This is a genomic window from Actinomyces sp., assembly GCF_030530635.1.
In the GTDB taxonomy this organism is placed as follows: Bacteria; Actinomycetota; Actinomycetes; order Actinomycetales; family Actinomycetaceae; genus Actinomyces.
In genome coordinates this window covers 34338-50824 of the sequence record NZ_JAUMUL010000010.1, presented here as the reverse complement: position 1 = coordinate 50824, position 16487 = coordinate 34338, and the positions used below count along the sequence as shown (strand labels likewise).

Annotated in this window: 14 protein-coding genes; 8 read left to right on the top strand and 6 right to left on the bottom strand. The window is 68.2% G+C overall.

Annotated features, from left to right (window positions below; translation table 11 throughout):
• Positions 1-4: 4 nt before the first annotated feature.
• The gene (locus tag Q4A20_RS04265; RefSeq protein ID WP_303120694.1) at positions 5-2155 is read right to left on the bottom strand and encodes a glycoside hydrolase family 3 C-terminal domain-containing protein; all 2151 of its coding nucleotides are present in this window, start codon (positions 2153-2155) and stop codon (positions 5-7) included.
• Positions 2156-2358: 203 nt separating this feature from the next.
• Positions 2359-3591 (bottom strand): glycogen synthase, encoded by a 1233-nt coding sequence (gene glgA / locus Q4A20_RS04260; protein WP_303120728.1) that lies wholly within the window; start codon positions 3589-3591, stop codon positions 2359-2361.
• Positions 3592-3844: 253 nt separating this feature from the next.
• Between glgA and Q4A20_RS04255 the strand changes: the two genes are divergently transcribed.
• Both Q4A20_RS04255 and serB read left to right on the top strand, forming a co-directional pair.
• Complete coding sequence (locus tag Q4A20_RS04255) at positions 3845-5089, top strand: glucose-1-phosphate adenylyltransferase (RefSeq protein WP_303120692.1); 1245 nt, start codon at positions 3845-3847, stop codon at positions 5087-5089.
• A 204-nt stretch (positions 5090-5293) separates the two neighbouring features.
• Entirely contained in the window at positions 5294-5899 is a 606-nt protein-coding gene (serB, locus tag Q4A20_RS04250; protein ID WP_303120726.1) for a phosphoserine phosphatase SerB, read from the top strand.
• A 73-nt stretch (positions 5900-5972) separates the two neighbouring features.
• Here the strand turns inward: serB and Q4A20_RS04245 are convergent, their stop codons facing one another.
• Together Q4A20_RS04245 and Q4A20_RS04240 are read right to left on the bottom strand one after the other, a co-directional pair.
• The gene (locus tag Q4A20_RS04245) at positions 5973-6485 is read right to left on the bottom strand and encodes a histidine phosphatase family protein (RefSeq protein ID WP_303120690.1); all 513 of its coding nucleotides are present in this window, start codon (positions 6483-6485) and stop codon (positions 5973-5975) included.
• Entirely contained in the window at positions 6475-7326 is an 852-nt protein-coding gene (locus Q4A20_RS04240; protein ID WP_303120689.1) for an SDR family oxidoreductase, read from the bottom strand. The genes Q4A20_RS04245 and Q4A20_RS04240 overlap by 11 nt, the downstream gene beginning before the upstream one ends.
• A gap of 127 nt (positions 7327-7453) precedes the next feature.
• On the opposite strand from Q4A20_RS04240, the gene dusB reads away from it, so the two are divergent.
• Complete coding sequence (gene dusB / locus Q4A20_RS04235) at positions 7454-8722, top strand: tRNA dihydrouridine synthase DusB (protein ID WP_303120725.1); 1269 nt, start codon at positions 7454-7456, stop codon at positions 8720-8722.
• A gap of 64 nt (positions 8723-8786) precedes the next feature.
• Here the strand turns inward: dusB and Q4A20_RS04230 are convergent, their stop codons facing one another.
• A complete protein-coding gene (locus Q4A20_RS04230; protein WP_303120687.1) occupies positions 8787-10139 on the bottom strand; it encodes a YibE/F family protein in 1353 nt (450 codons plus the stop codon).
• Between the two features lie 345 nt (positions 10140-10484).
• Between Q4A20_RS04230 and Q4A20_RS04225 the strand changes: the two genes are divergently transcribed.
• Positions 10485-11600: a hypothetical protein gene (locus Q4A20_RS04225; RefSeq protein WP_303120685.1), complete on the top strand. Its 1116-nt coding sequence runs from the start codon at positions 10485-10487 to the stop codon at positions 11598-11600.
• 116 nt (positions 11601-11716) lie between these two features.
• On the opposite strand, the gene Q4A20_RS04220 is transcribed toward Q4A20_RS04225, so the two are convergent.
• Positions 11717-13108: a glycine--tRNA ligase gene (locus tag Q4A20_RS04220; RefSeq protein WP_303120683.1), complete on the bottom strand. Its 1392-nt coding sequence runs from the start codon at positions 13106-13108 to the stop codon at positions 11717-11719.
• Positions 13109-13243: 135 nt separating this feature from the next.
• Here Q4A20_RS04220 and Q4A20_RS04215 point away from each other — a divergent pair, with 135 nt between their 5' ends.
• From Q4A20_RS04215 to Q4A20_RS04200, 4 genes are read left to right on the top strand one after another with little or no spacing between them, the layout of a single operon-like run.
• Complete coding sequence (locus Q4A20_RS04215) at positions 13244-14218, top strand: metal ABC transporter substrate-binding protein (RefSeq protein WP_303120680.1); 975 nt, start codon at positions 13244-13246, stop codon at positions 14216-14218.
• 14 nt (positions 14219-14232) lie between these two features.
• Positions 14233-15117 (top strand): metal ABC transporter ATP-binding protein, encoded by an 885-nt coding sequence (locus tag Q4A20_RS04210; protein WP_303120678.1) that lies wholly within the window; start codon positions 14233-14235, stop codon positions 15115-15117.
• 5 nt (positions 15118-15122) lie between these two features.
• Entirely contained in the window at positions 15123-16031 is a 909-nt protein-coding gene (locus tag Q4A20_RS04205) for a metal ABC transporter permease (RefSeq protein WP_303120723.1), read from the top strand.
• Complete coding sequence (locus Q4A20_RS04200) at positions 16028-16447, top strand: Fur family transcriptional regulator (RefSeq protein ID WP_303120676.1); 420 nt, start codon at positions 16028-16030, stop codon at positions 16445-16447. Before Q4A20_RS04205 ends, Q4A20_RS04200 begins: the two co-directional genes overlap by 4 nt.
• Positions 16448-16487 lie beyond the last annotated feature (40 nt).

Genomic DNA, 16487 nt, shown 5'->3' with positions numbered 1-16487 from the left:
GTGCTCAAGCGCTCAGGGTGATCGCCTCGGCATCGTGCGCGTGGAAGCAAACGTCGAGTTCAACCGGTCCGTCGGCCAGGGCAATCCGCTTGACCAGCGGGTCCCAGGCGCCCAGCTGCGTGAGACGCACCGGGACGTCCACCTCCGCCGTCCTTCCCGCCGGGACCGCCACCGTGGCGAAGCCGAGGAGCTGAGTCTCGTCGGCGTGAGTGCCTCCGCGCCCGTACACCTGGACGACCTGGATGCCATCGCGAGCACCGGTGTTGGCCACGCGGGCCCTGACGGTGAGTACGCGTTCCGCCCCCATGCCGGTGGAGGCGGCGATCTCAGCCGCCTCGAGCCGATAGCGGGTGTAGGACAGCCCCCAGCCGAGCGGGAATGCCGCCTCGACGCCGAGACGATCCAACAAGCGCTGCCCGTGCCATCGGTCGTAGGTGACCGTGGTCCAGTCACGATCGAAGTCCGGCAGATGAGCCTCGCTCGTGGGAATGGAGAAGGGCAGGCGCCCTGACGGGTTGGCCCTGCCAAGGAGGATGTCGGCGAGCGCGTGGCCGCCCTCCATGCCCGCGTACCACATCATGACGATGGCAGGAGCCTCGTGGCGCCAATTCTCCATCATGATGGGGCCGGCGCCGACCAGTGCAACCACCGTACACGGGTTGGCGGCGGCAACGGCCCTGATGATCTCCTCATCGACCTCACGCAGGGTCAGACGGGAACGGTCGCCCCCATAGCCGGCGGTCATCACGGCGTTGGCCTCCCCGGTCGGTGCCTGCGCGCCTTCGGGCAGTGGGGGGAAGAGATTGAACAGTACCGGGTCGTGCATGGTGTCGCCGCCAACCCACTCGCCCTCGTCGTGCTTGTCGAAGCCGGCGACGACGATGGCCACGTCCGCCTGGGAGGCGGCTCTGGCGGCCGCCTGCGGGTCATCGTCCTCGACGAGCAGGATGCGGGCGTTGGGACAGGCGGAGCGGATGCCGTCGACGGGCGTGACATGGCTGGGCGGATGGACCATGGAGGAGCCCGAGTCACCCATGTTCTCGGCCGTGGCCAGCCGCCCGATTACGGCGATCGTGTCCAGACGCGACGACAGCGGCAGAATCGGGTCGCCGTCTACGGCCTCGTTCTTGAGCAGGGTCATGGCGCGCACCGCGGCCTCACGGGCGAGGGCGCGGTGCGCTTCGGTGGCGAGCAGGGAGTCGTCCTCGGGGACGTCCTCACGCAGGGCGTAGGAGCGTAACTGGGCCGCCAGCAGCCGCAGGCCCGCGCGCCGCACCATCTCCCAACTGGTCTCGCCGCTGTCGAGCTGCCGGCCCAGGTGCTCGGCGCGCTGCTGCGCGAAGGGCTCTTCAAGGTCGAGTCCGTTGTTGAGCGAGGTCGCCGCGTCTCGCAGGCCCCAGATGAAGTCGGAGACGGTGATGCCGTCCCATCCCCACTGGTCACGTAGGACCTCGGTGAGCAGCTTCCGGTTCTGTCCGGCCCACTGCCCGTTGACGGAGTTGTAGGCGCTCATGATGGCGGCCACCCCCTCATCCGCTACCCGCTTGAAGTGGGCCAGATACTGCTCGTGCAGGCTGGCGTCGTCGATGGTGACGTCGACCTGGAATCGCTTGTTCTCCATGGAATTGAGTGCGTAGTGCTTGGCGCAGGCCATGGCGTAGCGCTGGATTCCCCGCGTCAGTGCGGCGCCCATCTCCCCCAGGATGCAGGTGTCCTCGCCGTAGGTCTCCTGGATTCGTCCCCAGGCGGGGTGCCGGGGCAGGTTGATGCACACGCCGCCGAAGAAATTGCCGCCTACGGCGCGCACCTCGGTGCCGATCGCCTCACCCACACGCTCCTCAAGGTCCACGTCCCAGGTCGCTCCGCGGGCCATAGACACGGGGAAGGCGGTGCCGTGGCCGCTGACGCAGCCGCGTGGGCCGTCGACGAAGCGCGTGCCGGGGATTCCCAGCCGCTCGACAGCTCCGTGAACGTAGGGGGCGGAGTTGTAGCCGACCTGCATCATGTCAGCCATGCCCTGCCAGAACGGCACGTCGCCGTCAAGTAGGCCCAGCCTCTCATCGGCAGTGAGTCGGTCATAGAGGCCGGCGGCCTCGACGAAGGGGTCGGCTCCGTCGCGGACGGCTTTAACGGACTGATCGAAGGGGGTGGTCATGATGCTCCTCACGGTGACGGCGTCATCCTTGACCCGTCAGACACACCAACAGATTGGTTGATCGATATAACTAATGTAGTCCTCATCCCGCCCCCTCACAAGGGCGAATCGTTACCGTCTCCTACGCACTGAGAAACCGATGGCGGCGGCACCTCGGAGGGCACCGCCGCCATCGCTCACCGTTCATCGCCCGGTCGGCATCATCACCGCGGGTTGGCCAGCGCCCACCGATAGACCTCCATGGTCCGGTCGGCGATGGCGGTCCAGGAGAAGTGGTCCTCAACGCGCCTGCGGGCCGCCACCCCCATCTGCCGAGCCTTGTCCGCATCCATGACCAGGTCGGTCAGGCGATCGGCCAGGTCCGAGGCGAACTGCTCGGGGTTGATGGGCGTGCCGGTGCCGTCTTGCAGCTGTTCAATCGGGACCAGGTAGCCGGTCTCGCCGTCGACAATCACGTCGGGAATACCACCGGTGGCCGAACCGACCACCGGCAGGCCCATGGCCATCGCCTCAAGATTGACGATGCCCAGGGGCTCGTACACCGACGGGCAGACGAACACGTCCGAGGCCGCCAGCACCGCCTGCAGCTCACGGTGCGGGAGCATCTCCTCGATCATGATCACACCGGTGCGCTGGCCCTGCAGGGCGGCGACGGCGTCATCCACCTCCGTCTTGATCTCCGGGGTGTCGGGAGCGCCGGCGCACAGGATGACCTGGACCTCGGCCGGCAGCTTCTCCACGGCCCGCAGCAGGTGCGGCAGTCCCTTCTGCCGGGTGATGCGGCCGACGAAGACCACCGTGGGGCGGGAGGTGTCGATGTCGTAGCGCTGGCGGACCTGCGCGGCGAGCTCCTCGAACTCGGCGTCCTCAGGGCGGGCCCAGCCGGCCAGGTCGATGCCGTTATGGACCACCTTGACGCGCTCGGGATCCACATTCGGGTAGGACTTGAGGATGTCGGCGCGCATGCCGTTGGACACGGCGATGATCGCCGAGGCGCCCTCATAGGCCTGCTGCTCCGCCCAGGAGGACAGAGCGTAGCCGCCACCCAGCTGCTCGGCCTTCCAAGGGCGCATGGGCTCCAGCGAGTGGGCGGACAGTACGTGGGGGATACCGTAGAGCAGGCCCGCCAGGTGTCCGGCGAGGTTCGCGTACCAGGTGTGGGAGTGGACGATATCGGCGCCCTCGACGCCGGGAACCATCTCCAGGTCGACGCCGAAGGTGCGCAGGGCGGCGTTGGCGCCGTCGAGTTCGGCCACCTCCGGGTATCCGGTCACCCCCTCGTCGGCGCCCTCGGTGCCGGGCTCGCGCGGGCCGCCGAAGGCGTGCACGCGCACATCAGCCAGTGGCCGCAACACCTTCGCGAGCTCATTGACGTGGACGCCGGCGCCGCCGTAGATGAAGGGCGGATACTCCTTGGTCAGCAGGTCGACTCGCAGTCCGTCACTGATGTTGGTTTCCTCGGTCACAGCACTCTCCTTCGTGGTCGTGCACCCATGCACATCCGGCGGGCCTTGTCGTGTATCACACAGTATCCCCGACCCGGGACCGACGCGCAGTTTTCGCAGGGCCGAGTCCGACTGTTGAGCCACCCGGCCAGATCCGATGAATCTGTCGTTTGATCCGAAGGCACTCCGATCCAATCGTCCCATTCGCCTCCCAAGATGACGAAAATCACCGTAGGGTAGCCCCATGGCTTCTCCTCGCGTCCTCGCAATCATCCTCGCCGGCGGTGAAGGCAAGCGCCTCATGCCGCTGACGGTCGATCGGGCCAAGCCCGCCGTACCCTTCGGCGGCATCTACCGGCTCATCGACTTCTCTCTGTCCAACATGATCAACTCGGGCTTCCTGAAGGTGGTCGTACTCACCCAGTACAAGTCGCACTCCCTGGACCGGCACATCTCCGCCACCTGGCGCATGTCGGACATGCTGGGCAACTACATCGCCCCGGTGCCCGCACAGCAGCGCGTGGGCAAGCACTGGTTCCTCGGCTCCGCCGACGCCATTTTCCAGTCCCTGAACCTGGTTGAGGACGAGCGGCCGGACTACGTGGTCATCACCGGTGCGGACAACATCTACCGCATGGACTTCTCCCAGATGCTTGATCACCACATCGCCTCCGGCCTGCCGTGCACCGTCGCCGGCATCCGGCAGCCGCGGGAGCTGGCGGACCAGTTCGGCATCATCGAGTCCGATCCCAACGCTCCCGGCAAGATCAAGGCATTCGTCGAGAAGCCCAAGGAGACTCCGGGTCTGCCGGACTCCCCCGATGAAGTACTCGCCTCCATGGGCAACTACATCATTGACGCGGGCGCCATGACCGAGGCGGTCACCATCGACGCCGCCGATGACTCCTCCAAGCATGACATGGGCGGCAATATCGTCCCCTGGTTCGTTGCGCAGGGCGCCGCCGGCGTGTACGACTTCAAGGACAACGAGGTTCCGGGCGCCACCGAGCGCGACCGCGACTACTGGCGCGACGTGGGCACCGTCGACGCCTTCTACGAGGCCCACCAGGACCTGATCAGCGTCACGCCCGTGTTCAACCTGTACAACAACCGGTGGCCGCTGTACGCCGGCTACACCAATTCGATGCCGCCGGCGAAGTTCGTTTACGGGCATCACGAGCGCCTGGGTCACGCCATCGACTCCATCGTCTCCCCCGGCGTGATCGTCTCCGGAGGCGAGGTCATTTCCTCGGTGCTCTCTCCCGCGGTGCGAGTGAACTCCTGGTCCTCGGTGCGTGAGTCGGTGCTGATGGACGGGGTGAGTGTCGGCCGCAACACCGTTGTCAACCGCGCCATCCTGGATAAGAACGTCGTTGTCGAGGAGGGCGCCATGGTCGGCGTCGACTCCGAGCACGACCGCGAGCGCGGCTTCACCGTGACCGAGTCCGGAATCACCGTCGTACCCAAGGGGCAGCGGGTGACGCGCTGAGCCGAGCCGCTACCCAACCGCGTGATCGCTACGCCGCCCCGGGACTTCGCTGAGCCCGGGGCGGCGTTTGCGGACTACGGCATTGGTTAGCATCCGGCCATGCATTGCTCCATGCCCTCCCCCGTCCCGCCGCCCGGTGCACCGCGCGTATCCGGTGCTCGTGCCCGCGGGCAACTGTCCTCACTGGGACCGGGTCTGCTGGTGATGGACGTCGATTCGACCCTGATCGAGCAGGAGGTGATTGAGCTGATCGCCGAGCGCGCCGGTACCCGCGAGCGTGTTGCCGAAGTAACCGCGCGGGCGATGCGCGGTGAGTTGGACTTCGCGACCTCGCTGCGTGAACGCGTGGCGACCCTGGCAGGCGTGCCCGAGACGGTGTTCGCAGAGGTGCTGGAGGAGGTCGAATTGACCTACGGGGCGCCCGAGCTCATTGCGGCCCTGCACACGCGCGGTTGTCGGGTCGGAGTGGTCTCCGGCGGTTTTGAGGAGGTCGTGTGCCCGCTGGCTCGGCGCCTGGGCATCGACCATGTGGCCGCCAATCGGCTGGAGGTCGCCGACGGCGTGCTCACCGGTCGGGTGCTGGGACGGATCGTGGACCGTGAGGAGAAGATCCGCTGCCTACGCGACTGGGCCAGGGAGGACGGCGTCCCGATTGCGCGCACAATCGCGATGGGCGACGGCGCGAACGACCTGGGCATGATCGCTGAGGCGGGGCTGGGCGTGGCCTTCTGCGCCAAGCCGGTAGTCGCCGAGGCGGCTCCCGCCGCCGTACACGTGCGTGACCTGACGGCGGTACTGGAGCTGCTCTAGTGCGCCAACCGCGCCGAGGTCGGTCGATATAACCGCCGAGTTCGGTCGAAATGGCGCCGTGGGCCGGCGCGGTTCAGCGCGGAGCGGTAACGATTTCGCTCAGATGGGCGGTCTGCGGACCCAGTCCATCCCAGGCGCCGGGTACTCGCAACACGAGCGCCGTGGCGGTGGGAATACCGAAGGAGACCTGGTTGGCCAGGTCATCGACGGTGTCGTGCAGAATGTGTGCCAGTACGGAGACGGTCGGCTCATGGCCGACTACCAGCACCTGTCGCGTGGCCTCTGGCAGGGGCTGGAGTAGGCGGAGAATGCCGCCCGGCCCCTCGTGGTAGATCTCAGGCTCCACGCGCGTTAGCGAGGGGGCCAGACGTTCGCGCATGGGTCCGGCGGTCTGGCGGGCGCGGGCGGCGGGAGAGACGAGTAGCAGGTCAAGACTGGGCACCCGGCGCTCCAGGGCGCGGGCGAGCTCATCGGCGAGCAGGCGTCCACGTGAGGTGAGCGGACGCTCAAGGTCAGTGGGGGCGTTGTGGGAGGCCTTCGAGTGCCGTACCAGCACCAGGATCTTCCCAGGGGAGTCATTCGTCACGCGGATACCCTACCGTCAGGCGCAGGGGGGTGCCGCCGTCGGCGGGAATGACTTGGCCGGTAGTGGCCGGTAACCAGTCCGACAGCAGGGCGACGGCCGTGCGCGCGACGGGGACGGCGTCGTGGCGGTCCCAGCCGAGCGGAGCCGCACGCTCCCAACGAGTGGCCAGCGCATCCAAACCGGGAATGGCGGAGGCGGCCGGAGTGATCAAGGGTCCAGCGCTGACGGCATTGACGCGCACCCCCGCCGGCCCCAGTTCTGTGGCAAGGCCGCGCACGGCCGCCTCCAGCGCGGCCTTAAGCGGCCCCATCCAGCCGTATCCGGGATGCACGTGCCCGGTGTCGAAGGTGAGGGCGACCACCGAGGCACGGGAGGTCAGTAGGGGACGCAAGGCCTCGACCAGCGCCGGCAGGGAGGCCGCCGATACGGTGAAGGCCTCCTCCAGCCCGCGGCCGCGCCCTCCCGGTTTCACGGCGGCGGTTTCGCCATCCGTGTGGGCGGGCAGCATGGTGCCGAGCAGGGCGGTGTCGGCATGTGCCATGGCGTGGACGAGGCCGTCGAGGCGTTCCACCCCCACCCGTTCCAACAGCTGCCGAAGCCCGGCCAGCGAGGCGGCGTCGGCCACATCCAGGGGGAGGACGGCATGCGCTCCACCGCAGCGGTCCATGGTCGCCTCGGTCAGGCCCAGTGTGCGCGGGTGACCGGTGACCACTATGCGCGCCCCCTGGCCCCGGGCGGTGCCGGCGATGGCAGTCGCAATGGAGGCGGGACGTAGGACCCCGGTGACCAGGACGGTGTGTCCGGCGAGGAGGCCCGCGGGCGGAATTGGTTGCTGGCTCATGGCCTCAGCCTCGCACGGGGCCACGCCCACTGCCTGGATGTGCCAGCATGTGCCGGTGACCGTATCGACCGCCCCGATCCATCCGCTAACGGCCTCGCCCGCTCCGGAGTCGTCCTCCCCCACGGGCATCGGCGGGTATGCATCCGGCGCGGCGCCGCTGCGCATCGGGCCGCTGGAGATCTCTACGCCGGTGGTGCTGGCACCCATGGCGGGGGTTACCAACGCGTCGTTCAGGCGCCTTTGCCGTCGTTTCGGGGAGCGCGCCCTGCCCAGGGCGCTGCGACCGAGTCACGACGGCCCGATACTCACTGACGACGGCGGCCTGGCGGCACCTGCGGGCCTGTATGTCACCGAGATGGTCACCACTCGGGCACTGGTGGAGCGTAATGCCAAGACCCTTGCCATGGTGCGCACGGACCCCGCGGAGCGGGTGCGTTCCATCCAGCTGTACGGCGTGGCTCCGGCCACGGTGGCCGCGGCGGTGCGAATCCTGGTGGCCGAGGACCTGGCCGACCACATCGACCTCAACTTCGGCTGCCCGGTGCCCAAGGTGACACGTAAGGGCGGGGGCGCCGCGCTGCCGTGGAAACGAGACCTGCTGGAGGCGATCATGCGTGCCGCGGTACGGACCTCGCAGTCCGCCGCGCGGGCCGCCCGGCGGGAGCGCGAGGTGCCCGTGACGGTGAAGATGCGCCTGGGGATCGATGAGGAGCACGAGACCTTCCTGGATGCGGCGCGTCTGGCCGCGGACGCCGGAATCGCCGCCCTGACGCTGCATGCGCGCACCGCCCGGCAGCACTATGCGGGCAAGGCCCGCTGGGAGCAGATCGCCCGCCTGAAGGAGGCCACCAGCCTGCCGGTGCTCGGCAATGGCGACATCTGGAGCGGGGATGACGCCGTCGCCATGCTTAACGCGACCGGCTGCGACGGCGTGGTCGTCGGGCGCGGCTGCCAGGGGCGGCCGTGGCTGTTCGCCGACATCGTCTCTGCCATGCACGGCCTAACGGAGCGCACCCATCCCGACCTGGACGCCGTAATCGCCATCATCATGGACCACGGGCGGCTGCTGGCGGCCGAAATGGGTGAGGACCGGGGCGTGCGCGACCTGCGCAAGCACATCGGCTGGTACTTGAAGGGCTACCCGGTGGGCGGAGCGGCGCGTGCCGAACTGATGCGGGTGTCTTCGCTCACCGAACTCGACGGCGCCCTGGCACGCATGCGGGAAAGGCTGCCCGAACAGGTGCCCTTCCCGGGGGCGGCGGCAGAGGGACCGCGCGGTCGTACCGGCAATCCGCGCCGACCCCACCTGCCCGACGGCTGGCTGGACTCCCCTCACCTGAACGAGGCGGACCGGGCCATGCTGGCCGACGCCGAACTGGACGTCTCCGGAGGCTGAGCGCTTGCACACACCGCTTCGATCCGGGGCGCCTTAGAAGCACGTCCAAGTAGGAGCGTCGCACTCAGGTTCTGGACGCCTCACCGGTGCGGCACAGAGCGGCGGCGATCGCCGTCGTCGCCGGGATGGCCAGCACCAGGCCGATGGATGAAACCAGGGTGCGCACAACCTCCTCGGCAATCTCACCGGATAGGAGCGTGTCTGTGAATGACCGGTCGATCAGGGAGGCCGCCAGGATGAGTGGCAGGGCGGTGCCGGCGTAGGCGAAGGCGAGCGTGTATACGGTCGAGGCGATGTGGTCGCGGCCGATCCGCATGCCGCCGGTGAACAGGCGGGCGCGCCCCAGGGCGGGGTTGGCGGCGTGCAGCTCCCATACAGCGGAGGCCTGAGTGATGGTGACGTCGTTGAGTACGCCCAGGGCCGCCACCACCATGCCGCAGGTGAGCAGCGCCTGCAGGTTGATTCCGCCCACCATGGCGGTCAGTGTCAGGGAGGTCTCCTCGGTGGCGCCGGTCAGATTAGCGGCATCCACGCCCCACAGGGACAGAAGCACGGTTAGGACTACCCCGGCGAAGGTGCCCAGCAGGGCGGTGGTGGTGCGCACGGAGATGCCGTGCGCCACGTACACGGCCACCAGCATCATCGCCGAGGAGCCCACCAGCGTCACCCACATGGGTGGGGCCAGGTCCAGCAGGGCTGGGATCATGAAACCGAGCAGGACGCCCGTGGCCGCCAGCAGGCCCAGTACGCTCAACGCGCCCTTGCGCCCGGCGACCGCGACCACCAGCACCAGGTACACCACCGCCAGCGCTGCCACCGGCACTTGGCGGGCGTAGTCGACGAACACGTATGGGGTGCCGGAGGCGAGTGCTGCGGGGCTGTACATCACCTTCAGGCGATCCCCGACGTCGGCAGCGGCCAGGGACTCGGAGGGGATGTGCACCGGCATGATCAGGCCCTCGCCGTCACCGGAGGTGATCTTGGCGCAGACGGCATCGGCCAGCAGGGAGCCGTTGGACACCTCTGACAATGCGCCAGTGGCGTCGGCGCAGGCGGCGGTGTCCAGGGAGGTGATGGTGGCGGATTCCAGGCTGGCGCCTTCGGCGGTGAAGGGCTGTGAGCCGACCAGGGAACTACCCCCCGGCCACAGCACGACCAGACCGATCAGCGTGGCCGCCACCAGGGGCACCACAATTGCGGCCAGTACCCGCCGCACCCGTCGGGCTTCAGCGGCGTCCAAGTCGATGGGCCCGGAGTGGCTGTGCGCGGCCGGAGACACCTGCGGGATCGGGACTGGCGGCTTAGAGGCGGGATCGGCGTCACCGGTGGTCCGATCCCCGGTATCCGCCTTCCTCGGCTCGTCAATGGGCGGGTCGGCGGGCGCCGCGGCGGCGGTCGGCATCATCTCGTCGTTCACGCCGCCATCATGCCCGCCGACCGAGCCAAACCGTGGGAACCGCGCGCGCAGGACTGATCGCTCCCGGCACCCTGAGGCCGCCCCAGCCCCACCACATGTCGATTCACGACCTTGGGGTACGTTCCACGACCACCCCGGGGTCGTGGAACGTACCCCAAGGTCGTGCAGTGCCGTCATGCAGTGCAACCGAGGTCATGCAATGCGAGACCCCCTGGTGCCGATGAGGCGGGTTTGCCGAAGCACCAACACCCACAGGCACCATTGGCCGCACCCCGCGAGACGGCATGTCCACAGGCAGCCACGCGAAAGGTGGCGCTCACGCCACCTGCGGCGGATGCTCCAACCATGTCCGCAACGCTCCATCAGCCGCTTGACCGTGGCCTGCTCCCCGTTCTGCTCCGCTCCGGGCGCAGCGCCCGAACCGGCGCCAGCATCCCCGATTCGGCTCTGCGCCTGGCACCCGGCGTTCGCTGGCTCCCCGCTCACGACGCCAAGCGCTGGCAGCACCGCTACACCCTGGCGCTAGCACGCGCCATTACCGCGAAGGCCACGCACAGTTCTGCCCGCTGCCTCACCCACGCCTCCGCCGCGCTTGTCCTCGGCCTGTCGATGATGACGCAGGAACCGGACGTGTACTTGGCAGTACCCAGCACTCCCAAACGGGTCGGCACGCAGCTGCCCTTGATCAAGGTGCCTCCCACAGGACCGCCGCAGTCGAACTCGCATGAGGACTTCTACTGCCGGCAGATCATGCTGTGGCGCCGGCGGCTGGAGTTGTCGGAGGAGGAGATCACCGTGGTCCGCGGGATACCGGTCACCACCGTGTTACGTACCGCCTTCGACTGCGCCTTCGACGAGCCCGCGCACAATGCCCTGGCAATTGCCGACGCAGCGCTACGGTTGCATTGCCGACCGCAACTGAATGACCGCCGCGCGTATGCCGACGCCGAGAGGCGGGCTCGAAACGTCTGGCAGGAGTGGCTACAGCGATCCCCCCACCGACGCGGAATTGCACAAGCACGGGCAGTACTGGGGACGGCGACGCCGCTGGCCGACTCGCCGGGTGAGTCCGTCATGCGCTGGCTGACTCTCGTGCTCGGACTCACGCCGCCACAAGTGCAGCACCGGGTTAGCGACGGCGCGAACATGTGGTGGCTCGACCTGTGCTGGCCCGAGCACGGGATCGTCATCGAGGTTGACGGAAGGATGAAGTACAACGCCCGGGAGGACGCCTGGCAGGAGAAACTGCGCCAGGACTCCATCCAGGCCATGGGCTGGCATTTCATACGCGTGACTTACGGAGAGTTCCGCGATCTGCGCGCGCTGGCGGACAAGATCCTCGCCGCCTTTCCGCCCGGGGTTGTCGCCTCGCTCGGGCCCAACCGTGATCTGCTGTGGCCGGGTACGAGGTTGGAGTCGGGACTGCGCGAGGGCTCGATGCTCGGGCTGCGGCGGCGATGAGCGGTGCCGCGCGACAGGTGCGCCGCCGCAGCGCCACCCCAAGGTCGTGCAGTGCCACCGAGGTCATGAAACGCGCCGCTTTCAGCCGGCCGGTAAGCCGGCCATCGGCCGGCCGCTCAGCAGCCGATCAGGCGCTCGGCCAGGTACCGCTCCACGCCCTCGAGCGGGATGCGCTCCTGGGTCATGGTGTCGCGCTCGCGCACGGTCACCGCACCGTCCTCGGGCGACTCGAAGTCGTAGGTGATACACAACGGCGTGCCGACCTCGTCCTGGCGGCGGTAGCGGCGTCCCACGGCGCCGGCCTCGTCGTAATCGACATTCCAGTTGCGACGCAGCCGGGCGGCAAGCTCACGGGCCGGGCCGGTCAGTTCCTCCTTACGGCTCAGCGGAAGCACGGCGGCCTTGACCGGGGCCAGGCGCGGGTCCAGGCGCAGCAGCACGCGCTTGTCCACTCCGCCCTTGGTGTTGGGAGCCTCATCCTCGGTGTAGGCCTCCACCAGGAAGGCCATCAGCGAGCGGGTCAGGCCCGCCGAGGGCTCGATCACGTAGGGCGTCCAACGCTCGTTCTTGGCCTGGTCGAAGTAGGACAGGTCCTTACCGGAGTGCTCGGCGTGGGTGGACAGGTCGAAGTCGGTGCGGTTGGCAATGCCCTCCAGCTCACCCCACTCCCCACCGGCGAAGCCGAAGCGGTACTCCAGGTCGACGGTGCGCTTGGAGTAGTGGGAGAGCTTCTCGGCGGGGTGCTCGTACTCGCGTAGGTTGGCCGGGTCGATGCCCAGGCCGACGTACCAGGCCTTGCGGTAGTCGATCCAGTACTGGTGCCACTCCTCGTCGGTGCCGGGCTCGACGAAGAACTCCAGCTCCATCTGCTCGAACTCGCGGGTGCGGAAGATGAAGTTGCCGGGCGTGATCTCATTGCGGAAGGACTTGCCGACCTGGCCGATGCCGAAGGGCGGGCGTTTGCGCGCAGCGCTCATCACATTGGTGAAGTTGATGAAGATGCCCTGGGCGGTCTCGGGGCGCAGGTAGTGCAGGCCGGACTCGTCGTCCACCGGGCCGAGGTAGGTCTTGAGCAGGCCGGAGAACTCGCGCGGCTCGGTCCAGGAGCCGGCCTGGCCGGTGACGGGGTCGGGGACCATGTCGAGTGTGACGGTCTCGGGGTCGAGGCCCTTGCGCGCGGCGTAGTCCTCGATGAGCTCGTCGGCGCGGTAGCGCTTGTGGGTGTGCAGTGACTCCACGAGCGGGTCGGTGAAGGCGCCGACGTGGCCGGAGGCGACCCAGGTCTCGCGCGGCAGGATGACGGAGGAGTCCAGTCCGACGACGTCCTCGCGCGAGCGGACCATGTACTGCCACCACTGCCGCTTGATGTTCTCCTTCAGCTCCACGCCCAGCGGGCCGTAGTCCCACGCGGAGCGGGTGCCGCCGTAGATCTCCCCGCAGGGGAAGACGAAGCCACGCCGCTTGGCGAGGTTGATGACACGATCGAGCGTCGAGGGAGTTGCTGCCACTGTGTTTCTCCGTTGGTCCTGTTTGCTGATGCCGTCTGCCGTCCACAGGCGGTCGGCGGCACGAACAGGGGCCAGTCTACGGGGCTCGGCCGCATGATTTGACGAGCCGTCCACGACAAGATGAGAATGGTTCCCATGAACTTCTTCTCCCGGTCCCGCCGCGCGCTCGCCATTGTCTCCGCCGGAGCGCTCGGGCTGGCCTGCGTGCCATTGACCGCCTGCTCCGCCGGGTCCGATGCCGCCGGCGGGAACGGCCTGTCCGTGGCCGCCTCCTTCTACCCGATCCAGTACTTGGCCCAGGCCATCGGCGGCGAGCACGTAGACGTCACCTCCGTCACACCCACCAACGTGGAGCCGCACGACTACGAGCTCTCCCCCAAGGACGTCACCGCCCTGTCCGGAACCGACCTGGTCGCCTACGTTCCCGGGTTCCAGCCGTCTCTGGATGACGCCCTGAGCGAGGTGTCCGGCCCCACCGTCCTGGACCTGTCGGAGGCCGTCGGCCTCACCCGACACGAAGGCGCCGAACACAACCATGACGACGAGCACGCGGACGAGACTCACGCGGATCACGACGAGCACGCGGATGAGGCCTCCGCTACCGACCCGCACTTCTGGCTCGACCCGGTCCGGATGCGTGCCGCCGCACAGGCTATCAAGACCGCCCTGGCTCAGAAGGATCCCGACCACACGAAGGAGTTCGAGGCGAACCTCGCCTCCCTCACCAAGACCCTCGACGGTCTGGACTCCGACTACTCCACGGGCCTGTCACAGTGCGAGCGCACCACCTTCGTCGCCTCCCATGCAGCCTTCGGCTACCTGGCCGACCGGTACGGACTGACCCAGGCCTCCATCTCCGGCGTCGACCCCGAGTCCGAGCCCAGTCCCGCAGAACTGGCCGCCGTGAAGAAGATCGTTCAGGAGACCGGGACGACGACGATCTTCACCGAGGACCTCGTCTCCCCCAAGACGGCCGAAGCACTGGCGTCGGAGACCGGCGCCAAAACGGCGGTGCTCAACCCGATCGAGTCTGCACCCGAAACCGGCGACTACGCCGACGCCATGGCCACCAACCTGCAAGAGCTGCGTACCGCGCTATCCTGCAAGTGATCACGGCTGCCGTCATGAGCGGAAGGACTTCGTTGACTCCCACCTTCACACCCGCCGCCGTGCGCCGTCCCGCTCCACCGATTGAGGTCTGCGACGCCTGCGTCGTTCTGGGCTCGACCCTGATCCTCGACGGTGTCGACTTCACTGTCACCGCGGGCGAGTCGGTCGCACTGCTGGGTGCCAACGGGTCGGGCAAGTCAACCCTGGTCAAGACGATCCTGGGGCTGGTACCGGCGCGCACCGGCCAGGTGCGTCTGTTCGGCCAGGACGTCCAGCAGCGACGCCTGGTGCCCTGGGGCCGGGTCGGCTACGTGCCACAGCGGGTGGGCGCGTCCTCGGGCGTGCCGGCCACCGCGCTGGAAGTGGTCCGCTCGGGACTGCTCAGCCCGGGGCGTCCCTTCGCCGATCGGGGCCCAGGCGCCCGACGCCGGGCACTGGAGGCGCTGGACGCGGTAGGACTGGCCGACCGGGCCCGGGACCATGTGCAGGTCTTCTCCGGCGGCCAGTCCCAGCGGGTGCTCATCGCCCGAGCGCTGGTGCGCTCCCCCGAACTGCTACTGCTGGATGAGCCCCTGGCCGGCATCGACCGTGCGTCGCGGGAATCCCTGGCCGCCACCCTGGCCGAGTTGCGTGAGCGCGGACTTACGCTGCTGACCGTGCTGCACGAGATGGGCGAGTTGAAGGACGTCGTCGAGCGCACGGTCGTCCTGGGCGAGGGACGGGTGGTATTCGACGGGCTGAAGGACGAACTCGCGCACGACCACGCCCGCCACGATGAACTCGGCCACGACCGCCTTGACGACTGTGAGCACGAGCATGAGCACGGCAGCACCGGGCCGACCGCTCACCACGCCCCGGTGTTGACCACCTCCGTGCAGCGGGCAGGAGGCCCCCGGTGAACGACTTGATCACTGCCCTGGGCGAGATGCTGGCCAGTCCACTGATGCAGCGGGCCTGCGTTGTGGCCGTGCTGGTCGGACTGTCCGCCCCGGTGATGGGCACCTATCTGGTGCAGCGAGGATTGGCATTGCTGGGCGACGGCATCGGCCACATAGCCCTGACCGGCGTGGCGCTCGGCTGGATCGCCGGCGCCGCCGCGAATGTAGCGCCTCACGACGCCTGGGCCATACCGGGCGCGATCATCGCCTCCGTGCTCGGCGCGGTGCTGATCGAGATCATCCGCGCCCGGGGCCGAACCCGCGGCGATGTGGCCCTGGCGATCCTGTTCTACGGGGGCATCGCCGGAGGCGTGATTCTCATTAAGGTGGCCGGCGGGACGACGACCAATCTGACCAGCTACCTGTTCGGCTCGATTGCGACCGTTTCGGCCTCCGACACCTGGTTCACGTTGGCGCTGGCCGCCGTCGTGCTCACGGTCGGGCTCGGGCTGCGCGGCCCCTTGTTCACCCTGTGCCATGACGAGGAGTTCGCCCGGTCAATGGGACTGCCCACCGGAGCGCTGAACGTCACGGTGGCCGTGGTGGCGGCACTGACCGTGTCGGTGTCCATGCGGGTGGTCGGGGCGCTGCTGGTGTCTGCGGTGATGATCGTGCCGGTAGCGATCGCCCAGCTGGTCTCCTACTCCTTCGGGCGTACTATGCATCTGGCGATGGCAATCGGCGTGGTCGCCTGCGTGGCCGGGTTGACGATCACCTATTTCCTCGCCGCCTCGCCGGGAGCCATGATCGTTGTGCTTCTGGTGGGGACTTACGCGATAGTCGCACTGCTCGGCGGCCTGGTGCGAACCGTCCGCTCCGGACGCAGACACCGTGCGCACGCCGACGCGCAAAGCGACCAGGAGGTGCACGCATGAGCAGTACAGCCGGAGACGGTTCGGTGCGGCATCGCTCCACCTGGCAGCGGGCCGCTGTAGCCGACATACTGACCCGCAGCGACGGATTCCGCTCCGCCCAGCAGATTCATGCCGCCCTGCAGGCGGAGGGCACGAAGGTGGGGCTGGCGACGGTATACCGCAATCTGACGGCTATGGCGGAAGCCGGTCAGGTGGATCAGATCCGCAGCTCCGACGGCGAGGTCCTGTACCGGGAGTGCGAGCGCCCCGGGCACCACCATCACATCGTCTGCCGCTCCTGCGGGCGCACCGTGGAGGTGGCCGGCGGTGAGCTGGAGGAGTGGATCCGCCGGGTCTCCGCCGAGCAGGGGTACACGGACGTGGAGCACACGGTTGAGTTCTTCGGCCTGTGTCCCATCTGCTCCCGAGGTCGGTAGATCTTACGCACCGAGATCGGTAGATCTTACGTGCCGAGGT